We start from the raw sequence: 20023 nt of genomic DNA, 5'->3' as shown, positions 1-20023 counted from the left end.
CTTGGTGTGTCGTAACACCAAACACGTAGAGGTGCAGCCCCCACCTTAAAGGGGGCTTTGTCATGTCCAGATACCTGGGGCGGGTGCGTCAGCACGCATTCGCTTCGATCGGTTTTGGACGGGATGGGCCTACCCGCAAGGATGGCCGCACGTCTGCGTGCGTGTTACGAACATCCCGTCCACCCGTCGCCTGTCGTAGGGTAGCGAGTGGTTCTCTTGATTCACGCAGGAACCAAGATATGCACCCCCTCATCGCCGCACAGGCGTCTTCTCCCCAACCACCTTTTCTTCCCACTTGGCGGCAGGCCATGCACGCCTCGCTGGGCCTGGTGCACAGCACGCTGCAGCAGTTGATCGAACTGATGGTCGACGATCCTGACAGGGACGACAGCGAAGTCGATGTGGACTGCGCCGTGGAGCTGGCGCTGGAGCACATCAAGCGCATGAGTGTCCAGCAGCATGCGGACCGCTATGCCTTCGAGGTGGAGTGGATCAAGGCAACAGCGGCGCTGCGGCTGGCGCAGGGCGCCTTCGGGCGGCCGGAATCACGCTTCGGCCTGCGGCTCAAGGATGCTATCCAGCAGCTGGAGATGCTGCCGGAGCTGGTGGAGTTCGTGGACCAGGACGACGGCGAGTGAACTGTGCGGCGCGCCCGTATCTCTGTGAGAAACTGGCCCGCCGAACACCCCCTTGCCTTCACCCATGGAACTGCGCCAGCTGCGCTACTTTGTCGATATCGCCAAGACCGAGCACCTGACGACATCGGCCAGAAACCTCTATGTCACGCAGTCCACGCTCTCGCATGGGCTGCGCCAGCTGGAGGAGGAGCTGGGCATGGCGCTGTTCGAGCGCATTGGCCGGGGGCTGAAGCTGTCGCAGGCCGGAGTTGTGTTCCGCAACTATGCGGAGCGCGCGCTGCATGAGGTGGAGGCCGGGCGCATGGCCCTGGCCGACCTCAGCGAGCTGCAGACCGGTACGCTGACCATCGGCGTGATTCCCACCTTCCTCAACACCCTGGTCGCCCCGGCCGTGGCGGCTTTCATGCGTGCCTATCCCAAGGTCAACGTGGTGGTGATCGAGCTGCTGGCCCCGCCCGTGGAGCAGGGATTGCTGGACGGCAGCCTGGACCTGGGCGTGAGCTTTCACCCGCCCCAGCGCGCCGAGCTGGACGCGCTGCCGCTGTTCGACGAACGCATGATGCTGCTGGTCAACCCCTCGCACCCGCTGGCCGGGCGCCGCACGCTGTCCGTCAAGTCGCTGGCCGGCGTGCCCCTGGCCCTGCTGCCGCGCACGTTCTACACGCGCAGCCTGATCGAGGACGGGCTGCGCACCGCAGGCGTCACGCCCTTGCTGCGCGCGGAAATGGGCTCGGTGGAATCGCTGATCGCGCTGTGCCGCTGGGGCGACATGGCCACCATCGTCCCCGAGCGCGCCGCCCAGCAGGCCACGGACATGGTGGCCATCCACCTGGTCGCCCCCCAGCTCATCCGCACCGCAGGCCTGCTGTGGCGCCGAGGCGCCAGCTACAGTGCGGCCGCGCGCGAGTTCGCGGCGCAACTGGCCCCCGCCACCAGAACCAACATGCCCCGCTAAAAAACACCAGGCCGAGCGCAGCAAAGGCCCGAGCCCACTCCCCGTATGTCAGCGCCTGCGTCGGGCCGCCTGCGGGCTTGCAGTCCTGCCGAAGGACAGGACTGCTTCGTCAACTGACTCGCCGCAGCTGTCTGAACGGAGCGCGCAGTGAGTTCTGCGGCGAACCCCGCAGGCGGCCCGACGCAGGTTGCCCCGCAGCGCAGCGAAGGGGTCGCGGACATCCGGGTCGTCTTTCTTTTGCCTCCTTTTCTTCGGCGGGCGTACCGGTGACGAATCAAAGAAAAGGAGGTCGGCCACCGGGCCGAAACCCGGCCTCGCCCCCCCCCCCCGGCAGGGTCAAAAACCCGCTCACTGCAAAGAAGGCCGCTGCCTCTCAGGCACCCGAGCCCCCAACGCAGCCGGCACATAAGCCGCATCAAAACTACACCCCACCCCAAACTTGGCCTCATTAGCAGAACAGGCCGCAGCAATCCCAGCCGCAGTCGGCTTCACCCCCGCCTCCACCCACTGCATCAACGCAGTCATCAACGTGGGATAGGTCGCATCGCTGATATAGCTGTGCGTCCCCTGCCGCGTAAAGGTCTGCACCAGCCGGTCCCCACTGCCGCCCTGCTGCATCACCGCACGGAACCGCGCATCCAGCTCCACGAAGGCGGTGGGGTCGCTGATCCACTTGGCCGAGAGGACCGGCACGCCAATCCTGCCCACGGGGTCGGTGTCATCGGCGAACTTGCGGTAGGCCGCAGGATCGGCGCGGTAGCGCAGCACGCCGGCATTGAGCGCGGCATCGTCGGGCGAGCCGGCATAGACCGCACCCTCGTTGCCGAAGGGGCTGGCGCCGCCCGTGCGCTTGGCCGAGATGTCCTGGAAGTGCATGGTGCCCCAGTTCATGTGCGACTGGATGGCGCTTTCGGGGATCTTGATGACCTTGGTGATGGTGTCGATCTTCGCCTGCTGCGCGGCCGTGCGCTGGGCGGCGGGCTTGTCCAGCGCCAGGCATTCGTTCACGCGCAGGGCCACGTCGGCCTGGCGCATCTTGGCGTCAGCGGGCAGGCCCAGGTTGAGCGCGTACTGCGGCTCATTGGGGCGCGGGTGGTTGCCGCACAGGTACTGGTAGACCACGCGCAGGTCGGTGCGGAAGTCATAGGCATGGGTGCCGCCGCCCAGCACGCCGCTGGTGAGCAGCACGCCGTCGTAGGGGCGCTCGCCCACGGTCTGCTCGTTGAACATTTCCGCGCCCTTGGCGGCCACGCCCGCCCCCCAGGACTGGCCGTGCAGGATGGTGCGCTGCGGCTTGGCCACATGCTGGCGGAAGATGCCGCGCAGGCGCTCGGTGTCCTCTGCGGCGGCGCGCACTTCCACGCCGCCCTGGCGGTAGGTGGAGCCGGCCCAGGCGTAGCCTGCGCGCACCATGATGGACCAGCGCACCAGGTCTTCGGCCGCACGGGCGGCGGTGGGCGCGGCCAGGTCCGGGCCGCCGTGGGCGTGCAGCACCAGGGTGCCGTTCCACTGCGCGGGCTTGGCGATCAGGTAGTAGGCGCCCTTGGAGTCCTGCCCGGCCCAGCAGCTGATGCCCGCAGGAATCTCGGCAGGGCAGGCCGTGCTCTTGGGCGCGGTCTCGATGGAGGTGACCGGCCCGTGCAGCACGGCCGAGCCGCCGCCGCAGCCGGCCAGGGCGAGCGCGGCCAGCAGCGAGGCGCTGGCGGGACGCAGGGGGAAATACGCGGATGCTTGCATGTCTTGTCTCCTGTCTTGGCTTCTTGTTGGAAGTCACCTGCCGCGCCGCGGCAAGCGGTCGCATCGGTGACTGGATGGGATTCTGTAGAGGCTTGTCCAATATTTCAAAGATTTTTAGGATATCGGCTGGATACTTTTCACATATATGGAACTGCGCCATCTCCGTTACTTCCTGGCCGTGGCCGATACCGGCCACATCACGCGCGCGGCCGAGCTGCTGGGCATGCAGCAGCCGCCGCTGTCGCAGCAGATCCGTGCGCTGGAGGAGGAGCTGGGCATTGCCCTGTTCCGGCGCCACCCCAAGGGCGTGGACCTGACCGACGCGGGCCTGGAGCTGCAGGGCGAGGCCACGCGGCTGCTGGCCGACTTCACCGCCATGCGCGACCGCATGCAGGCCTTTGCGCGCGGCGAGCGCGGGCGCATCCATGTGGGCTTCACCAGCTCGGCGGCGGCCCATGCCTTCACGCCCGAGGTGCTGCGCCTGTGCCGTGGCCGCCATCCCGACATTGCGCTGGATGTGAGCGAGAACAATGCCGCCGAGATCACCGAGGCCGTGCAGGCCGGGCGCATGCACTGCGGCTTTCTGCGCGTGCCGGTGGCCCGGCCCGAAGGCCTGGTGTTCGAGACGCTGCTGCAGGAGCCCGCGCTGCTGGCCATTCCCGTGGACCACCGGCTGGCGCGCGATGCATCGCGGCCCGTGGCGCTCAGGCAGCTCGATGGCGAGCGCCTGATCCTTGTGCGGCGCACGGGCGCGCCGGGGCTGTATGCGAACCTGCTGGCGCTGTGCGCCCGGCACAAGGTACAGGTGGAGGTGGCCGCCGAGGTGGAACGCATGATGACCAATGTGAACCTGGTGGCGGCGGGCGTGGGCCTGTCCATCGTGCCCGCCTCGGTGCGCGGCGCCCATCCCGAGGCCGTGGTCTACCGCGCCTTCGAGCCCGCCGTGCGGCTGAGCGCCCCGCTCACCCTGGTGCACCGCGAGGCCGGCACGCAAACCGGCGGCGCAGGACCCGCGGCCACCTTCATCGCCCTGGCGCGCGAGCTGGCGCAGCGCCACCAGGCGCCGGGCGGCTGAGGCATGCGGGCACCCCAAGGCACCGATACCGGCCGGCGCGCCCTGCTGGCGGCGGGCGCCTGCGCGCTGGCCTGGCCCGCCCAGGCATTGCCGGCCCGGCCCGCCTGGCCGGGCGCCAGCGTGCGGATCGTGGTGGCCTACCCCGCAGGCGGTGTCAGCGACATGGTGGCCCGCGCCCTGGCCGAGCAACTGGCGCAGCAATGGGGCACGGCCGTGATCGTGGACAACCGCCCCGGCGCCAGCGGCACCGTGGCGCTGGAGCTGCTGGCGCGCAGCGCGCCCGACGGCCGCACCCTGGTCTTTGCCGCCGCCACCGCCGTGGGCCTGGCCGCAGCCTCCGTGACGCCCGTGGCCGGCGTGATGCGCACGCCCATGCTGCTGGTGGGCACGCCGGCGCTGAAGGCCGCAGATTTCGAGGGCATGCTGGCCGAGGCGCGCGGCATGCCCGGCGGCATACGCTGGGCCACCACGGGCGAGGGCACGACGGGCCACGCCGTGCTGCAGCGCATAGAGCAGGCCACGCGCATTCCCATCGTGCATGTGCCCTACAAGGGCGGGGGCCAGCAGCTCAACGATGCGCTGGCCGGGCATTTCGAGCTGCTGTCCACCAATGTGGCGCCGCTGCAGCTGCAGGCGCTGCGCGCGGGCCGCCTCAAGGCCCTGGCCGTGGGCGCGCCGCAGCGGCTGGCAGCCCTGCCCGATGTGCCCACGCTGGCGCAGCTGGGCCATGCGCAGGCCAATCTGGATTCGCTGTTCGGCCTGTTCGCGCCGCCGCAGATGGCGCCAGCGCTGGCCCAGCGCATCAATGCCGCGGTGGCCCAGGCGCTGCGCGCGCCGGCCATCCGCAGCCGGCTGGAGGCGGCCAGCAACCAGCCGTTCGAGGGTTCGGCCGCAGAGTTCGCACGGCAGGTGATGCGCGAGGCCGGGCGCTGACCGCCCTGCATCGCTCCCCCCGCACCACGCCCTGCACCACGCCGGACGGGCTCAGCGCGCGTACTTCTTGGCCCCGGCCACGCAGACCACGGCGGCCATGGTGACCAGCACCATGCCCCAGCTCACCTGTTCATGCAGCAGCAGGGCCGCCAGGCCCAGGCCCATGAAGGGCTGCAGCAGCTGGATCTGGCCCACGGCCGCAATGCCGCCCTGGGCCAGGCCCCGGTACCAGAACACAAAGCCGATGAGCATGCTGAACAGCGAGACATAGGCCAGGCCCAGCCATGCGGGCCGGCCCACATCGGCCAGCGATGCCGGCATGCTGAGCAGGGCGGCCGGCAGCATGACGGGCAGGGCCAGCACCAGCGACCAGCTGATGACCTGCCAGCCGCCCAGCGTGCGCGACAGGCGCGCGCCCTCGGCATAGCCCAGGCCGCAGACGATGATGGCGGCCAGCATCAGCAGGTCGCCGCGCAGCGAGCCCCCGGCCCCGCCCACGGCCGCATAGCCGGCCACGAAGGCCGCGCCCGCCAGCGAGAACAGCCAGAAGGCCGGGCGCGGCCGCTCGCCGCCGCGCAGCACGGCGAACACGGCCGTGGACAGGGGCAGCAGGCCCACGAAGACGATGGAATGCGCCGAGGTGACGTACTGCAGCGCCAGCGCGGTCAGCAGCGGAAAGCCCACCACGCCGCCCAGCGCACTCAGCGCCAGCGAAGGCATGTCGGCACGCGCGGGCCGGGGCTGGCGCAGCGCCAGCAGCATGGCCAGGGCCAGCAATGCCGCGATGCTGGCGCGCGCACAGGTCAGGAAGGTGGGGTCCAGGTCGGCGACCGCCACGCGGGTGGCCGGCAGCGATCCCGCAAAGATCGCCACGCCGATGAATCCGTTGATCCACCCGCTGCTTGTCTTGTCCATCAAAAAGCTCCTTGGTTTGCAGCAGGCAGTGGGCCATTGCACGGCCGGATCTTCCATAGACAGTCCAATACAATTCAAAAGAACTGTTATGCACACAAATCCACTACAGAAGAGAGAGCAGCCATGCGCAGCGGCACACGCATCCAGGCGGTGATGGAGGACATCCAGTCGCGCATTGCCGCGCGCACCTATCTGCCCGGCACGCGCCTGCCCTCGGTGCGCGCGCAGGCGCAGGCCATGCAGGTGTCGGTGTCCACGGTGGTGGAGGCCTATGAGCGGCTGGCGGCCGAGGGGGTGATCGCCTCGCGCCCGGGCTCGGGCTTTTATGTGGCGGGGCCGGTGGCGCCGCTGGCGCTGGGCGGTATCGGGCCGCGCGTGGACAGGGAGGTCGACCCCCTGTGGCTGGCCCGCCAGTCGCTGCAGGCAGATGCCCACGCGCTCAAGCCGGGCTGCGGCTGGCTGCCGCCTTCATGGCTGTACGAGGAAGGCGTGCGCCGCGCGCTGCGCTCCCTGGCGCGCTCGGGCACGCTGGAGCTGACGGAGTACGCAACGCCGCTGGGCCACCCGGCACTGCGCCGCCTGCTGGCGCGGCGCATGGCCGCCATGGGGCTGGAGACCTCGCCCGAGCAGATCCTGCTGACGGAGTCGGGCACGCACTCCATCGACCTGGTCTGCCGTTTCCTGCTGGAGCCCGGCGATACGGTGCTGATCGACGATCCCTGCTATTTCAATTTCCATGCGCTGCTCAAGGCGCACCGCGTGCAGGCCGTGAGCGTGCCCTACACGCCGCAGGGGCCCGACGTGGCCCGGTTCGCCGACGCGCTGCAGGCCCACTCGCCACGCCTGTACATCACCAATTCGGCCATCCACAACCCGACGGGCGCCACGCTGTCGCCACTGGTGGCGCACCGCATCCTGAAGCTGGCCGACAGCTCGGACCTGGTGATCGTGGAGGACGACATCTTCTGCGACCTGGAGACCCATGCGGCGCCCCGGCTGGCGGCCTTCGACGGCCTGTCGCGCGTGATCCAGATCGGCAGCTTCTCCAAGACCGTGTCGGCCTCGCTGCGCTGCGGCTTCATCGCGGCGCGGCCCGACTGGACGCAGGACCTGGCGGACCTGAAGATCGCCACCAACTTCGGCGGCGGGCGCATGGCCGCCGACATCGTGCTGCGCACGCTGACCGACAGCGGCTACCGCAGGCACATGGAGTCCGTGCGGCTGCGGCTGGCGCAGGAGATGGAACGCACGGCCGCGCGGCTGCAGGCCCTGGGCATGAAGCCCTGGCTGGTGCCGCAGGCCGGCATGTTCCTGTGGTGCCAGTTGCCCGGGGGCATGGATGCCACGGCGCTTGCGCGCACCTGCCTGGAAGATGGCGTGGTGCTGGCGCCCGGCAATGCCTTCAGCCAGTCGCAGAGCGCAGGCGATTTCCTGCGCTTCAATGTGGCGCAGTGCTCGGATGCGCGGATCTTCGAGGTGCTGGCGCGGGCGCTGAAGGGCTAGGCCGTTTCAGCCTGCAGCAGGCCGCGCACCCGTGCCTGCACGTGTTCCAGGGACGGCGGCAGGTCGAACAGCACGCGGTAGACGATGGGCGCGGCCAGCGCGTCGATCAGGGTGTCCGCAGCGGGCATCGCCTCGCCACGCCGCGCTGCGCGCTCGCCGATCTGCGCCAGTTGCCCGCGCAGGATTTCCACGCAGGCGCAGGGCGTGTGCTCGTTGCCCGCTGCGGCGGCCATGTCGCGCAGCATGGTGCGGCCCAGTGGCGAGGCCGACTCCTCCAGGAACTGCTCGGCCCAGGCCAGCAGGTCGCCCTCCAGCGTGCCCGTGTCCAGCGGCGGCGCCGTGGGCCGGATGATTTCCACGGCCACATCGGCCAGCAGCTGCTGTAGGTCGCCCCAGCGCCGGTAGAGGGTGGACGGCGTCACGCCCGCCTGGGCGGCGATGAGCGGAAAGCTCAGTTCCTCGCGCGGCATGGTTTCCAGCAGGCCCTTGACGGTCTGGTAGACCGTGGCCTGGATGCGCGCGCTGCGTCCGCCGGGACGGGCGGGACCGCCTGTTTTGGAAAGGGATGGGACTTGCGTGCTCATGGTTATTAAAGCTAAAAATTTGCGTTAACAGCGCACAAGCGCAGAATTCACTAACGCAAAAACTTTGCATTAATTGTGCAGCAGGGCTCTTAACCATGTCGGTACTGCAACCATCCAACTCCACTTCCGCTGCCCGGCCCGGCCGCAGCCTGGCCGTCCTGGCCTTCGGCCTGGGCAGCTTCTTCGCGGCCTCCAGCGCGCCCACGCCGCTGTACAGGCTCTACCAGCAGGACTGGGGCTTTTCCTCCGGCATGCTGACCCTGGTCTTCGCGGTCTATGCGCTGAGCCTGCTGCTGGCCCTGCTCACCACGGGCGCGCTGTCGGACCACCTGGGCCGCAAGCCCGTGATCCTGGCGGCGCTGGTGCTGGAGATCGTCTCGCTGGCGGTGTTCGCCCGCGCGGGCGACGTGCAGGCCCTGGTGCTGGCGCGCGTGCTGCAGGGCTTTGCCACCGGCATGGCCAGTGCGGCCATGGGCGCGGCGCTGCTGGATCTGCACCGCGAGCGCGGCACGCTGGTGAGCACCATGGCGCCCATGGTCGGCATGGCGGCGGGCATTGTCGTGGCGGGCGAGTTCGCGCAGCTGTGGCGCCAGCAGCTGGGCCTGGTGTTCTGGCTCATGGCGCTGATCTTCGTGGCCGTGGCCGCCGCCATGGCCGTGCTGCCCGAGACGGGCACGCGCCGCCCCGGCGCACTGGCCGCCATGCGCCCGCGCGTGCGGATTCCGGGCCAGGCCCGGGCCGACTTCATGCGCGTGCTGCCCATGAGCATCACGGTGTGGGCGCTGGGGGGCTTTTACCTGTCGCTGGGCCCTTCGATGATCCGCTCGGTCACGGGCTCGGAGGTCGCCGCCAGCTTTGCCGTGTGCATCAACACGCTGAGCGCCGCCGCCGCCATCTGGACGCTGCGCAGCCGCGCGCCGCGCGCCATGCTGCAGTTCGGCGGCAGCGGCCTGCTGGCCGGGGTGGCCCTGCTGCTGGTCGGCGCCCATCTGCAAAGCCTGCCCCTGGTGCTGGGCGCCTCGGTGGTGGCGGGCGCGGGCTTCGGCGTGGGCTTCCAGGGCGCGCTGCGCAGCGTGGTCCCGCTGGCCGAGCCGCACGAGCGCGGCGCCCTGATCTCGGCCATCTACATTGCCAGCTACCTGGCGTTCAGCATGCCGGCCATCGCGGCGGGCATGGCCGCCGCGCGCTTCGGCCTGTTGCCGGTGACCTATGCCTACGGCCTGATGCTGATGCTGTTCGCGGGCCTGGCGCTGGCGGGGACGCGCCAGCCCAGGCCGGTGGTGGTGTCCTGATGCGTTGGCTGGAAAAATAAAACCATAGCAATCCAGCCTTAATCCACCTGGTGATCAACGGGAAATAAGGGAGAAAATCTCAGCGGCAGCGCAAAAAAAGTCCAGCCGAACTTGCAGGATGGGCATGGCTTGTTCGGCATACGGGGAGTCACGCCACTTTTCCCAGCCACCATGCCACGCCCGCACTCCCGACAGCCCCAGCACGGCTGCCCCGCCGCCCCGGGGTGGCGTGCGTCCAGGGGCAGCGCCGTGCTGCTGGCAATCGCGCTGCTGCTGGCCGCTGCGGCGCCGGCACCCTCCCGGGCGGCGTCGTCAGCCCAGGCGGCGCAGCGCAGCTTTTCCGTTGCCGCCGGACCTCTCGCGCATGTGATCGCCCAGTACGCCAACCAGGCCGGTGTGGCGCTCTCGTTCGATGCGGCCCAACTGGGTCGGCGGCAGTCGCCGGGCCTGCAGGGCCGCTATGCCGTGGACGATGGTTTTGCGAGGCTGCTGGAGGGCACGGCGCTGCAGGCCGTGCACGAGTCCGGCGGCGTCTATACGCTGCGGCCCCTGCCAGCGGCGGCCTCGGGCACGGGCGGCCAGATGCTGGGCACCGTCAACGTCCGGGCCACGGCGCCGGCCAGTGCAACGACCGAAACCTCGGACAGCTATGCCGCCAGCCTGGTCACGGGCTACAAGGGGCTTCAGTCGGTGCGCGACATTCCGCAGCCCGTGACCGTGCTCACGCGCCAGTGGCTGGACGAGCAGGCCCTGCCCGACCTGCATGCCGTGCTGCAGCACACGCCGGGCGTGACGGTGGAGTACATCGACAGCGAGCGCATCGCCTATTACTCGCGCGGCTACCAGATCGATTCGCTGCAGGTGGACGGGCTGAATGTGAACCAGGTGGCCTCGGCCTCCACCTTCATCCAGCCCGATACGGCCATGCTGGACCGCGTGGAGGTGCTGCGCGGCGCCACGGGCCTGCTGCGTGGCGCGGGCTCGCCCTCGGCCATGGTGAACATGGTGCGCAAGCGGCCCACGGCGCAATGGCAGGGCTCGGCCGCGCTGACGCTGGGCTCCTGGGACCGCCAGCGCATGGAGGCCGACCTGTCCGGCCCTCTGAACGCAGCCGGCACGCTGCGCGGCCGGCTGGTGGCGCTGGCGGACGACAAGGCATCGTTCCAGACCGCGCGCAAGGAAAAGCGCCTGGGCCTGTACGGCGTGCTGGAGGCGGACCTGGGGCCGCGCACCACGCTCACGGCCGGCCTGCAGCACACGGACCTGCAGGCCACGGGCTCCTAGGGCGGCCTGCCCGCCGCCGCCGACGGCAGCCAGCTCGGCCTGCCGCGCAGCACCTACCTGGGCACGCCCTGGAATACCTGGGACCGCCACAACCAGCAGGCCTTTGCCGAGCTGGAGCACCGGCTGGACAGCGGCTGGCAACTGAAGGCCCAGGCGGCGCACACGCGCTTTCGGTCGGACGGGTTCAAGCAGACCTCGTTTTCCAGGGCCAGCGACAGCAATCCCTATCTGTTCGATGTCAGCACCTCCATCTATGGCGGCGACGGCAGCACGCAGAACGCGCTGAGCCTGCTGGCCAGCGGCCCCTTCGAGGCCCTGGGCCGCAGGCACGAGCTGTCGCTGGGCGCCGACCTGCAGCGCATCCGCAGCACGGGCGCCACGGGCTACTGGGGCGTGAGCCCGCTGCGCAATGTGGACATCCGCGGCTGGAATCCATACACCAGCTACCCCGAGCCGTTCTACAGCGAGGGCAACGGCAACGCCTATTCATCGCCCGTGTCCCACATCCACCAGTACGGCGGATTCGCGCGGGCCCGGCTGTCGCTGACCGACTCGCTCACCGCCATTGCCGGCGCGCGCCTGAGCTGGTGGAGCTATCTCGAGCCCGGCAATGCCCAAAGCGGCTACAGCGTGCGCCGCGAGCTGACGCCCTATGCGGGCCTGGTGCATGCGCTGTCGGACACGCTCGACGCCTATGCCAGCTACAGCGAGATCTTCAGCCCCCAGGACAAGAAGGCCGCCGATGGCAGCATCCTGGCGCCCGCCCGGGGCGAGGACCTGGAGGCCGGGCTCAAGGGCAGTTTCATGGACGGCCGGCTGCAGGCCAGCGTGTCATTGTTCCGCATCCAGCGCGTGGGCAGCGCCATGCAGGACACGGCATCGGCCATGCCCTGCCTGCCGTGGTACCCGACCAGCCACTGCTTCATGGCCGGCGGCAAGAGCCGCAGCCAGGGCTGGGAGCTGGAGCTGTCCGGCGAGCCCGCGCCGGGCTGGCAGGTGCTGGCCGGCTACACCTATACCCAGGCCAGGTACCTGCGCGACACCTCCGAGGCCAACGTGGGCCAGCCGCTGCGGCCCGTGGACCCGCGCCATGCGCTGCGCCTGTTTGCCAGCCACCGCTTCAAGGGGCCCTTGCAGGGATGGACCGCAGGTGCCGGCGTGCGGCTGCAAAGCGATGCCTACGCCAGCGTGGGCGATGTCACCACCCGCCAGGGTGGCTATGCGCTTTTTGACGCGCTGCTGGCCTACCGCCTGGACGACACCTACTCGCTGCAGCTGAACGTGAGCAACCTGCTGGACAAGCGCTACTACGCCAAGTTCTCGCCCAACAGCACCTACTTCAACAACTACTACGGCGATCCGCGCAACGTCACGGTGTCGCTGCGCGCGCGCTTCTAGGGCCACGGCCGGCCTGCCCTCCTTTCCCGGCTTTTTCTTCACGGTTTTTCCAACCTTTGCACATGACTGCCATGACGCACCCCAGCACTCCTGCGGACTTCCGCTTCGCTCCCCATCCCCTCACGCGCCTGATCCGCCAATGCCTGGGCGCCGGCCTGGCCCTGGCCGCCGTGGGCGTGGCGGCCCAGACGGCCGAGGGCCCGGCCCTCAAGGAGGTGACGGTGAGCGACCAGGCCGAGGCCATCGGCGGACTGCAAAAGACCTATGCCGGCGGCCAGATCGCGCGCGGCGGCGACCTGGGCATCCTGGGCAAGACCGACCAGATGAACGTGCCCTTCAGCACGACCAACTACACCTCGGAGCTGATCGAGAACCAGCAGGCGCTGACCATCGCCGACGTGGTGATGAACGACGCCTCGGTGCGCACCCTGCAGGCGCGCGGCGGCTATGGCGATGACTTCCAGGTGCGGGGCTTTTCCCTGTCCATGCGCGATGTGTCGGTGAACGGCCTGTACGGCCTGTCGCCCTCCACGCGCCTGCCGCTGGAGGTGATCGAGCGCGTGGAAGTGCTCAAGGGCCCCGGCTCGCTGACCAATGGCGTGGGTCCCAGCGGCAGCATCGGCGGCAGCATCAACGTGGTGACCAAGCGCGCGGGCGACGTGCCGTTGAACCGCCTGACCGCCACCTACATGGGCAAGGCCCAGTTCGGCACCCACCTGGACGTGGGCCGCCGCTTTGGCGAAGACAACCAGTGGGGCGTGCGCGTGAACGGCGTGTGGCGCAACGGCGAAGGCAACATCGACGGCGGCCGCCAGCGCCTGGGCCTGGCCTCGGTGGGCCTGGACTACGAAGGCCAGGGCCTGCGCTGGTCGCTGGACGCGCTGACCACCAGCGGCAAGACCACGGAGTTCCGCCCGCAAAGCGCCTTCCTGGCCGGCATCACCCAGGTGCCCGCCGTGCCCGACAGCCGCACCAACTTCAACCCGGGCACGGAACTGCTGGACAAGGCCAAGACCGTGATCTCGCGCGTGGAATACGACATCAACGCCAACACCTCCGTCTACGGCGGCGTGGGCTACAGCGATGTGTCCAGCGACCAGAGCTTCCCCACGGCCGTGCAGCGCATCGACTCGCTGGGCAACTTCACCGTGCGCAACGGCTTCTACGACGAGTTCAACAAGACCACCTCGGCCGACGTGGGCCTGCGCACACGCTTCAAGACCGGCGCCATCGGCCACACCGTGGTGGCCGCGGCCAACTACATGGACCGCGAGAGCGGCTACTTCTACCAGCTGACCACCAAAGCCGTCCCCTCCAACATCTACAACCCGTCGCCCCTGCCTGCCATCGACTTCGTGCGCGGCGCGCCCACCAAGAACGCCGAGCTGACGCAGCACAGCCTGGCGCTGGCCGACACCATGGCGCTGTTCAGCGACCGCCTGCTGGTGACCGTGGGCCTGCGCGACCAGACCATCGACCAGAAGAACGCCAGCGGCACCACGCTGTACAAGGCCAGCGCCGTGACGCCGCTGGCCGGCGTGGTGTTCAAGCCGCAGAACCATGTCGCGGTCTACGCCAACTACACGGCAGGCCTGTCGGCAGGCGGCACGGCCGGGCCCAACACGGCCAATGCCGGCCAGGTGTTCGCGCCGCAGAAGTCCAAGCAGTACGAGGTCGGCGTGAAGGTGGACTGGGGCCGCATGACCACGCAGGCCGCGCTCTACCAGATCCAGCGCCCGGGCTCCATGACAGACCCGGTGACCAATGTCTACAGCTTCGGCGGCGAGACACGCAACCGCGGCCTGGAGCTGACCGCCTACGGCGAGATCCACAAGGGCCTGCGCCTGCTGGCCAGCGCGGCCTTCAACAACGCCAAGCTCTCGCGCACGGCAGGCGGCGTGAACCAGGGCAACGATGCCAACGGCGTGCCCGAGCGCACCTTCAACCTGGGCCTGGACTGGGATACGCCCTGGGTGGAGGGCCTGAGCCTGAACGGCCGCGTGATCCACACCTCGTCCATGTACTACGACGCGGCCAACATCCTGCGCATGCCCGGCTGGACACGCCTGGACCTGGGCGCACGCCTGCGCACCCACGTGGCCGGCAAGCCGGTGGTGCTGCGCGCCAGCCTGGAGAACGTCAGCAACAAGAGCTACTGGGTGACTGCCGCCGGCTACACCACCACGGGCGCACCGCGCACGCTGATGCTGTCGGCACAAGTGGACTTCTAAGCCCCCGGCAACCGGCAACCGCCCCGCCCCCGGCATGGCGCCGGGGGCGCGGTGATGGCGGGGGCCCCCGGCCCCCTTCTGTCAGAGAAAAGAACACCCCATGCAAAGCCACACGATCAAGACCTGGGCCTGGTTGCACAAATGGAGCAGCCTGGTCTGCACCGTCTTCATGCTGCTGCTGTGCCTGACCGGCCTTCCGCTGATCTTCCACCACGAAATCGGCCACCTGCTGGGCACCGAGGTGGAGGCCCCGCCCATGCCCCAGGGCACGCCCCATGCCAGCCTGGACAAGGTGCTGGAGGTGGCCCGTGCCCAGCACCCGGACCGCGTGGTGCAGTTCGTCTCCAAGTCCGACGACACCGACGACCTCTGGTTCGTCACCATGACGCCCACGCCGGCGCCCACGGACGATTTCCGCTCCGTGGTCATCGATGCGCGCACGGCCGAACTGCTGGCCCAGCCGCGCTTCGACCAGGGCTTCATGTGGGTCATGTTCAAGCTGCACGTGGACCTGTTCGCGGGGCTGCCGGGCAAGCTGTTCCTGGGCTTCATGGGGCTGCTGCTGCTGATCGCCATCGTCAGCGGCGTGGTGCTGTACGCGCCCTTCATGCGCAAGCTCGATTTCGGCACCGTGCGCCGCACGCGCCAGCCGCGCCTGAAGTGGCTGGACCTGCACAACCTGCTGGGCATCGTCACGCTGGTGTGGCTGTTCGTGGTGGGCGCCACCGGCATGATCAATACCTGGGCCGACCTGCTGATCAAGTACTGGCAGCATGACCAGCTCAGCAGCGTGCTGGCGCCCTACCAGGGCCAGGACACGGTGCCGGTGGCGGAGCGCGCCTCGCTGCAGCAATCGCTGCAGGCCGCCCAGCAGCAGGTGCCGGGCACCAGGCTGTACTTCATCGCCTTCCCCGGCACCACGTTCTCCAGCCCGCACCACCACACCTTCTTCCTGCGCGGCAACGAGCCCCTGACCTCGCGCCTGTTCCTGCCCGTGCTGGTGGACGCCAGGACCGCCCAGGTCACGGCCGCGCCTGCCCTGCCCTGGTATCTGACGGCGCTGCTGGTGTCCCAGCCGCTGCACTTCGGCGACTACGGCGGGCGGGCCATGCAGATCCTCTGGGCGCTGCTGGACATCGCCAGCATCATCGTGCTGGGCACCGGCCTGTACCTGTGGATCAACAAGGGCAAGAGCGTGCCGGCCCCGCAGCCCGCGCCGCGCGGCAAGGAGGTCTCGGCATGAGCGGCGCGCGACACCGGGGCTTTCTCGCCCTCTGGGGCTGGCCCATCGCGCTGGGCGTGCTGACGGCCATCGGCCTGGTCTCGGCCCTGTTCAGCGACGGCGGCCTTGGCGACATGCTGGCCGGCGTCTGCCTGGCCGTTCCCACGGCGGCCGGGATCTGGCATGGATGGCTGCGGGGCAGGCCGCCGGGCTGAAGCCGGGGCAGGCCGGCACGGCGCTCAGTCGCGCAGGTCGCGCTGGCCTGCGCTTTCCAGCAGCTGCTGCAAGGCTGCGCCCAGTGGCCGCCAGACATCGGTGACACCGGACCAGTCGCCGGCCAGGCAGGCCTGCTCCAGGCTCCTGGTCAGTCCGCTGGCCCGCTCCTGTCCCAGCAGGCGCAACACGCTCTGCAGGCTGTGCGCCCGCCTGCGCAGGGCCATGGCGTTCTGCTCCGCGATAAGGACCTCCATCCGGGCGATATCGTCGGGCAAGTGTGCAAGGCAGATGTCACGGTAGCTGTGGAACAGGCCTGCGTCGCCACCAAAGAAATTGGCGATGGCGAGCGCGTCCGACGGCGCATCCGGTTGCACATCCGATCGCACATCCGGCTGCGCATCGGCGCCCTCGCCCGTCCCGGCCTCCTGCCTGGGAGGGGGAGGCGGCGCATGCTGCTGGAGCACCGACTCCACGCAGTCCACCAGTTGCGCCACCGACACCGGCTTGAGCAGCACGCGCCACACCTTCAACTGCTCCAGCTGCAGCGCAACATCGGCCCGCACGCCGGCACTGAAGACCACGGCGCAGCAGCCCGCCTGCGGCGAGCGGCGCAGCCACTCGATCAGCTCCACGCCGGAGGCGCCGGGCAGCATCAGATCGGTGATCAGCAGGGCAAAGGGCTGGGTTTGCAGCAGTTGCTGGGCCTGCTCCGCACTCGTGCAGGACACCAGCGTGAGGGGCAGGCCCTCCAGCGCCAGCGCAACGAACCGCGCAATCGAGGCATCGTCCTCGACCAGCAGGACCGCGGGAAGGGGCGCGTTCACGCCGCCGGCCCGCCCAGCAGCCCGCCCAGCGCTTCGGGCAGTTCCTGCACCAGCTGGGGCTTGTGGATCACGCGCACGCCGCCCAATGCGAAGGCATAGGCCTCGCGCTCTGACGCCTCCAGCGAGGTGACCACCAGCAGCTTGCAGCGCGCGAACTGCTCATGGGTGCGCAAGGTGGTGATCAGGGCGGCGCCGTCGATGTCGGGCAGCAGGATGTCCACCAGCAGCACATCGGGCTGGATCTGGCCGTACAGCGCCATGCCCGTGATCCCGTCGTTCGCCACATGCAGCTGGACGTCGGGAAAGTGACGCTGCACCAGCATGCGCACCAGATTCTGGAAGTGCACGGAGTCCTCGATCAGCAGCACGCGCTGCCCGGTGCCCGAACCCGCCTGGGCAGGGGCCGGCGCCTGTGCCACCGCTGGTGCACCGGGCACCCCGGGCGCTGCGCGCTCGCCCTGCCTGCTGCGCCAGCGCTCCACGGAAGCGCGCGTAATGCGGCGATGGCCTCCGGGCGTCTTCCAGGCCTCGAGCTCGCCGCGATCGACCATGAGCTGGACCGATCGCACGGCCATGCCCAGCAGCTTTGCCACCTCGGCAGTCGTGTAGTGCGGAATTTGGCCTGATGGGGTGCTGTTCTCGGACATGGCAGCAATTTTGCATCAAATACGATTGAAAAATTCAATATAAATTTGATGAATTTGATATTTATGATTTAGCCTCACGCAGCCCCCTTCAACTGCGTTGTGAAAGGTCCACCATGAAGAAGATACTGATCGTCGAAGACCAGGCCGACATCCGCAAACTGCTGCGCATGACGCTGGAGTCCGGCGCCTACGAGGTCATGGAGGTGCCCACCGCCGACGAAGCCTGGGCCGTGGCCCAGCGCAACAAGCCCGATATCGTGCTGCTGGACATGATGATGCCCGGCACGCTGGACGGCCTGGAGGTGTGCTGTCGCATCAAGACCTCCTACGATCTGCGACATACCCTGGTGGTGCTGCTCACCGCCCGGGACAGCGCAGAGGACCGCGAGGCGGGCTTCAATGCGGGCGCCGACGAATACCTGGTCAAGCCCTTCAGCCCGACCCGGCTGCTGCAGATCCTGGCCAGCCTTGAAAGGAGCGACTGATGATGATGCGCGCACGGGAGACCGGCCGCGTGGACCTGTCCATGGCAGACGGCCCGTCCAGCCGCAGGCTGGCGGGCGGCTGGCACTGGACGCAGGCGTTCGCGCCGGCCCGGCCCGTTCCTGTGCCGCACGACGGGTTGACCGCCATCGTCGCGCCCCGGAATTTCTGATGGAGCATCTTCATCATGTCTGATCGAGCTACCGCGCATCATTTCCTGGGTGCCGGACGCAGCGCCCACATCAAGGCACTGGTGCTGACCTTTGCCCTGTGCGTGCTTGCCGGGCTGGTGCTCTTCGTCTGGAGCCAGTTGCACGCCGAGGCCGACCAGAGCAAGTCCCAGGCCGCACTGCTGGCGCGCGTGCTGGAGGACCAGACGGCCAAGACCTTCGAGAACACCGAAATGGCCCTGTCCAGCCTGGCGCACCACCCCGCCATCCTGGCCGCCGGCAGCACGCGCAGCACGCGCGAGGCCGCCATGGCCCAGCTGATCGCCCAGCTGCCCTACCTGCGCAGCATGGCCCTGCTCGACGACAAGGGACTCATCCTGGCCAGCACCCAGGCGGGCGAGGCCGGCCAGCAGATCGACATGCAGGAGCTGCTGCACGACAAGAGCGCCGTCGTCGTGCCCGGCAAGCCCCTGCTGGGCCGGCTGGTGCCCGGCCGTGGCCTGTCGGCCCTGGCGCCCCGCGCGCACCCGTCGCCGCGCGGCGTGTCGTTTCTGCCGCAGCTGCTGGGCTTTCACCAGGACAACGGCATGCCCGCCGTGCTGGTGGCCCTGATCAACCCCGACGCCGTGGCCAACTTCTACCAGGCCACGCTGGAGATCCTCAGCTACGAGGCCGTGCTGCTGACCTACGACGGCCGGCCGCTGGCCAGCACCAATGCGGGCACGGGCGTGCAGGCGACCGCCGTGCTGCAGACACCGCTGTTCCGGCAATGGCTGCCGCACAGCGAATTCGGCTCCTACATCGGCGCGGGCATGCTCGGCTCCCATGAGATCGTGTCGTTTCGCACCGTGCGCAACTGGCCCCTGCTGCTGGTGGTGGAGGAGCCCTACGCAGCCCTGGTGGCGCGCTGGAGGGATGACGCCTTCGCCTTCTTCGTGGCCGGCGTGGCCCTGCTGGCCCTGGTGCTGGGCCTGAGCTGGTCGGTGCTCAAGACGCGCAGGGAGCAGAAGACGGCACAGCAGGCCATGGAGCAGGCCCAGGCACGCCTGGCGCGCAGCGAGCATGAGATGGCCGTGCTCATGCGCAGCGTGCAGGAGCTGATCTTTCGCACTGACAGCGAGGGTCTGCTGACCTTCGTGAACGCACGCTGGGAACAGCTGACCGGCCAGCCCAGCTCCGAGGCCGTAGGGCAGCCGCTGGAGAACATCGTGGACGGCCCGTACCGCGCGCAGATCCAGGCCCTGCTCGATCCCCTGGCCCGGCTGGCGCCGCGCAACTGCCAGGCCATGTTCCAGCTGCCGGGCCACCGGGAAATACTCTGCGACATCGCCGTCGTCCCCCTGCTGCGCGACGGCCGGCTCGTGGGCTTCGCGGGCAGCGCCGTGGACGTGACGGCCCGCTGGAAGGCGCAGCAGGAGCTGCAGACCCAGCTGGCCTTCCAGCATCTGCTGTTCGAGACCACGCCCCTGCCCATGCTGGTCACCGACGCGGACCAGCGCGTGGCCCTGGTCAACAAGGCCTGGGAGGACTTCTTCGGCCGCGGCCGCTATGCCGTGCTCGGCCACGAGATCAAGGGCCTGCACTCGCGCGACGATGCCCTGCTGCAGATGCGCAGCAACCAGGTCGTGATGCGCTCGGGCCAGCGCATGGTGCTGGAGGCCCGGCTGCCCCATGTGGACGGCAGCTACCGCGATGTGCAGATCTCCAAGGCAGCCGTCAAGAATGCCCAGGGCCAGATCACCGGCGTGCTCAGCATTTTTGTGGACGTGAGCGAATTCCGCGCAGCCGAGCATGCCACCCGCGAAGCCCGCGACGCGGCCGAAGAGGCCTTCCGCGTGAAATCGGAGTTCGTCGCCAACATGAGCCATGAGCTGCGCACCCCGCTGCAGTCCATCATGGGCTTTGCCGAGCTCGGC

At 69.1% G+C, this 20023-nt stretch carries 19 protein-coding genes; 14 read left to right on the top strand and 5 right to left on the bottom strand.

The genetic code is table 11. The annotated features are described in order from the left end of the window. Positions 1-239: 239 nt before the first annotated feature. Together ACF8ML_RS15425 and ACF8ML_RS15420 are read left to right on the top strand one after the other, a co-directional pair. Positions 240-638: a hypothetical protein gene (locus ACF8ML_RS15425; RefSeq protein WP_047325991.1), complete on the top strand. Its 399-nt coding sequence runs from the start codon at positions 240-242 to the stop codon at positions 636-638. Between the two features lie 64 nt (positions 639-702). After that, positions 703-1593 carry a LysR substrate-binding domain-containing protein gene (locus ACF8ML_RS15420; protein WP_016450106.1) on the top strand — a complete coding sequence of 297 codons (891 nt, stop codon included), beginning with the start codon at positions 703-705 and terminating at the stop codon, positions 1591-1593. A gap of 348 nt (positions 1594-1941) precedes the next feature. On the opposite strand, the gene ACF8ML_RS15415 is transcribed toward ACF8ML_RS15420, so the two are convergent. Next, positions 1942-3330 carry a hypothetical protein gene (locus ACF8ML_RS15415; RefSeq protein WP_392407346.1) on the bottom strand — a complete coding sequence of 463 codons (1389 nt, stop codon included), beginning with the start codon at positions 3328-3330 and terminating at the stop codon, positions 1942-1944. Positions 3331-3475: 145 nt separating this feature from the next. On the opposite strand from ACF8ML_RS15415, the gene ACF8ML_RS15410 reads away from it, so the two are divergent. After that, positions 3476-4405 carry a LysR family transcriptional regulator gene (locus ACF8ML_RS15410; RefSeq protein ID WP_070080618.1) on the top strand — a complete coding sequence of 310 codons (930 nt, stop codon included), beginning with the start codon at positions 3476-3478 and terminating at the stop codon, positions 4403-4405. Between the two features lie 3 nt (positions 4406-4408). After that, positions 4409-5338, top strand: a complete 930-nt coding sequence (locus ACF8ML_RS15405; protein ID WP_392407344.1) for a tripartite tricarboxylate transporter substrate binding protein — start codon at positions 4409-4411, stop codon at positions 5336-5338. A 51-nt stretch (positions 5339-5389) separates the two neighbouring features. Here ACF8ML_RS15405 and ACF8ML_RS15400 read toward each other — a convergent pair whose 3' ends face one another. Continuing rightward, positions 5390-6253 carry a DMT family transporter gene (locus ACF8ML_RS15400; RefSeq protein ID WP_012203816.1) on the bottom strand — a complete coding sequence of 288 codons (864 nt, stop codon included), beginning with the start codon at positions 6251-6253 and terminating at the stop codon, positions 5390-5392. Between the two features lie 123 nt (positions 6254-6376). Here ACF8ML_RS15400 and ACF8ML_RS15395 point away from each other — a divergent pair, with 123 nt between their 5' ends. Continuing rightward, on the top strand, positions 6377-7756 hold the full coding sequence (locus tag ACF8ML_RS15395; RefSeq protein ID WP_016450111.1) for a PLP-dependent aminotransferase family protein: 1380 nt from the start codon (positions 6377-6379) through the stop codon (positions 7754-7756). Here the strand turns inward: ACF8ML_RS15395 and ACF8ML_RS15390 are convergent. Further along, a complete protein-coding gene (locus tag ACF8ML_RS15390) occupies positions 7753-8340 on the bottom strand; it encodes a TetR/AcrR family transcriptional regulator (protein WP_016450112.1) in 588 nt (195 codons plus the stop codon). The two genes, ACF8ML_RS15395 and ACF8ML_RS15390, sit on opposite strands and share 4 nt — an antisense overlap. 95 nt (positions 8341-8435) lie before the next feature. Between ACF8ML_RS15390 and ACF8ML_RS15385 the strand changes: the two genes are divergently transcribed. The 6 genes from ACF8ML_RS15385 to ACF8ML_RS15360 all read left to right on the top strand — a co-directional run bounded on the left by ACF8ML_RS15385 (position 8436) and on the right by ACF8ML_RS15360 (position 15982). Next, a complete protein-coding gene (locus ACF8ML_RS15385) occupies positions 8436-9632 on the top strand; it encodes an MFS transporter (protein ID WP_392407342.1) in 1197 nt (398 codons plus the stop codon). A gap of 249 nt (positions 9633-9881) precedes the next feature. Next, positions 9882-10916 (top strand): TonB-dependent siderophore receptor, encoded by a 1035-nt coding sequence (locus ACF8ML_RS15380; protein ID WP_392407341.1) that lies wholly within the window; start codon positions 9882-9884, stop codon positions 10914-10916. 6 nt (positions 10917-10922) lie between these two features. Then, the gene (locus tag ACF8ML_RS15375; protein ID WP_392407364.1) at positions 10923-12314 is read left to right on the top strand and encodes a TonB-dependent siderophore receptor; all 1392 of its coding nucleotides are present in this window, start codon (positions 10923-10925) and stop codon (positions 12312-12314) included. 62 nt (positions 12315-12376) lie between these two features. Then, a complete protein-coding gene (locus tag ACF8ML_RS15370; protein WP_341723576.1) occupies positions 12377-14545 on the top strand; it encodes a TonB-dependent siderophore receptor in 2169 nt (722 codons plus the stop codon). 100 nt (positions 14546-14645) lie between these two features. Then, positions 14646-15788: a PepSY-associated TM helix domain-containing protein gene (locus ACF8ML_RS15365; RefSeq protein ID WP_392407340.1), complete on the top strand. Its 1143-nt coding sequence runs from the start codon at positions 14646-14648 to the stop codon at positions 15786-15788. After that, on the top strand, positions 15785-15982 hold the full coding sequence (locus ACF8ML_RS15360; RefSeq protein WP_392407339.1) for a hypothetical protein: 198 nt from the start codon (positions 15785-15787) through the stop codon (positions 15980-15982). The genes ACF8ML_RS15365 and ACF8ML_RS15360 overlap by 4 nt, the downstream gene beginning before the upstream one ends. Before the next feature lie 24 nt (positions 15983-16006). Here the strand turns inward: ACF8ML_RS15360 and ACF8ML_RS15355 are convergent, their stop codons facing one another. Both ACF8ML_RS15355 and ACF8ML_RS15350 read right to left on the bottom strand, forming a co-directional pair. Then, positions 16007-16807, bottom strand: a complete 801-nt coding sequence (locus ACF8ML_RS15355) for a response regulator (protein WP_392407338.1) — start codon at positions 16805-16807, stop codon at positions 16007-16009. After that, entirely contained in the window at positions 16804-17454 is a 651-nt protein-coding gene (locus ACF8ML_RS15350; protein WP_016450119.1) for a response regulator, read from the bottom strand. Before ACF8ML_RS15350 ends, ACF8ML_RS15355 begins: the two co-directional genes overlap by 4 nt. A 113-nt stretch (positions 17455-17567) precedes the next feature. Between ACF8ML_RS15350 and ACF8ML_RS15345 the strand changes: the two genes are divergently transcribed. The 3 genes from ACF8ML_RS15345 to ACF8ML_RS15335 form a co-directional block, all read left to right on the top strand. Continuing rightward, positions 17568-17939 carry a response regulator transcription factor gene (locus tag ACF8ML_RS15345; RefSeq protein WP_017407052.1) on the top strand — a complete coding sequence of 124 codons (372 nt, stop codon included), beginning with the start codon at positions 17568-17570 and terminating at the stop codon, positions 17937-17939. Further along, the gene (locus ACF8ML_RS15340) at positions 17939-18109 is read left to right on the top strand and encodes a hypothetical protein (protein ID WP_016454269.1); all 171 of its coding nucleotides are present in this window, start codon (positions 17939-17941) and stop codon (positions 18107-18109) included. Before ACF8ML_RS15345 ends, ACF8ML_RS15340 begins: the two co-directional genes overlap by 1 nt. A 15-nt stretch (positions 18110-18124) precedes the next feature. Further along, the coding region (locus ACF8ML_RS15335; RefSeq protein ID WP_392407337.1) for a PAS domain S-box protein at positions 18125-20023 on the top strand (1899 nt) is incomplete at its 3' end.

It is taken from the genome of Delftia sp. WSY_10, from assembly GCF_043104705.1.
Taxonomy (GTDB): Bacteria; Pseudomonadota; Gammaproteobacteria; order Burkholderiales; family Burkholderiaceae_C; genus Comamonas; species Comamonas tsuruhatensis.
Note: the sequence above shows the minus strand (reverse complement) of the source record. Positions and strands in the feature narration are given on the sequence as shown.

Bases quoted from the DNA above. Each gene is read 5' to 3' on its own strand.
- ACF8ML_RS15425 (WP_047325991.1), top strand. From the start codon at position 240: ATGCACCCCCTCATCGCCGCACAGGCGTCTTCTCCCCAACCACCTTTT.
- ACF8ML_RS15420 (WP_016450106.1), top strand. From the start codon at position 703: ATGGAACTGCGCCAGCTGCGCTACTTTGTCGATATCGCCAAGACCGAG.
- ACF8ML_RS15415 (WP_392407346.1), bottom strand. From the start codon at position 3,330: ATGCAAGCATCCGCGTATTTCCCCCTGCGTCCCGCCAGCGCCTCGCTG.
- ACF8ML_RS15410 (WP_070080618.1), top strand. From the start codon at position 3,476: ATGGAACTGCGCCATCTCCGTTACTTCCTGGCCGTGGCCGATACCGGC.
- ACF8ML_RS15405 (WP_392407344.1), top strand. From the start codon at position 4,409: ATGCGGGCACCCCAAGGCACCGATACCGGCCGGCGCGCCCTGCTGGCG.
- ACF8ML_RS15400 (WP_012203816.1), bottom strand. From the start codon at position 6,253: ATGGACAAGACAAGCAGCGGGTGGATCAACGGATTCATCGGCGTGGCG.
- ACF8ML_RS15395 (WP_016450111.1), top strand. From the start codon at position 6,377: ATGCGCAGCGGCACACGCATCCAGGCGGTGATGGAGGACATCCAGTCG.
- ACF8ML_RS15390 (WP_016450112.1), bottom strand. From the start codon at position 8,340: ATGAGCACGCAAGTCCCATCCCTTTCCAAAACAGGCGGTCCCGCCCGT.
- ACF8ML_RS15385 (WP_392407342.1), top strand. From the start codon at position 8,436: ATGTCGGTACTGCAACCATCCAACTCCACTTCCGCTGCCCGGCCCGGC.
- ACF8ML_RS15370 (WP_341723576.1), top strand. From the start codon at position 12,377: ATGACTGCCATGACGCACCCCAGCACTCCTGCGGACTTCCGCTTCGCT.
- ACF8ML_RS15365 (WP_392407340.1), top strand. From the start codon at position 14,646: ATGCAAAGCCACACGATCAAGACCTGGGCCTGGTTGCACAAATGGAGC.
- ACF8ML_RS15360 (WP_392407339.1), top strand. From the start codon at position 15,785: ATGAGCGGCGCGCGACACCGGGGCTTTCTCGCCCTCTGGGGCTGGCCC.
- ACF8ML_RS15350 (WP_016450119.1), bottom strand. From the start codon at position 17,454: ATGTCCGAGAACAGCACCCCATCAGGCCAAATTCCGCACTACACGACT.
- ACF8ML_RS15345 (WP_017407052.1), top strand. From the start codon at position 17,568: ATGAAGAAGATACTGATCGTCGAAGACCAGGCCGACATCCGCAAACTG.
- ACF8ML_RS15340 (WP_016454269.1), top strand. From the start codon at position 17,939: ATGATGATGCGCGCACGGGAGACCGGCCGCGTGGACCTGTCCATGGCA.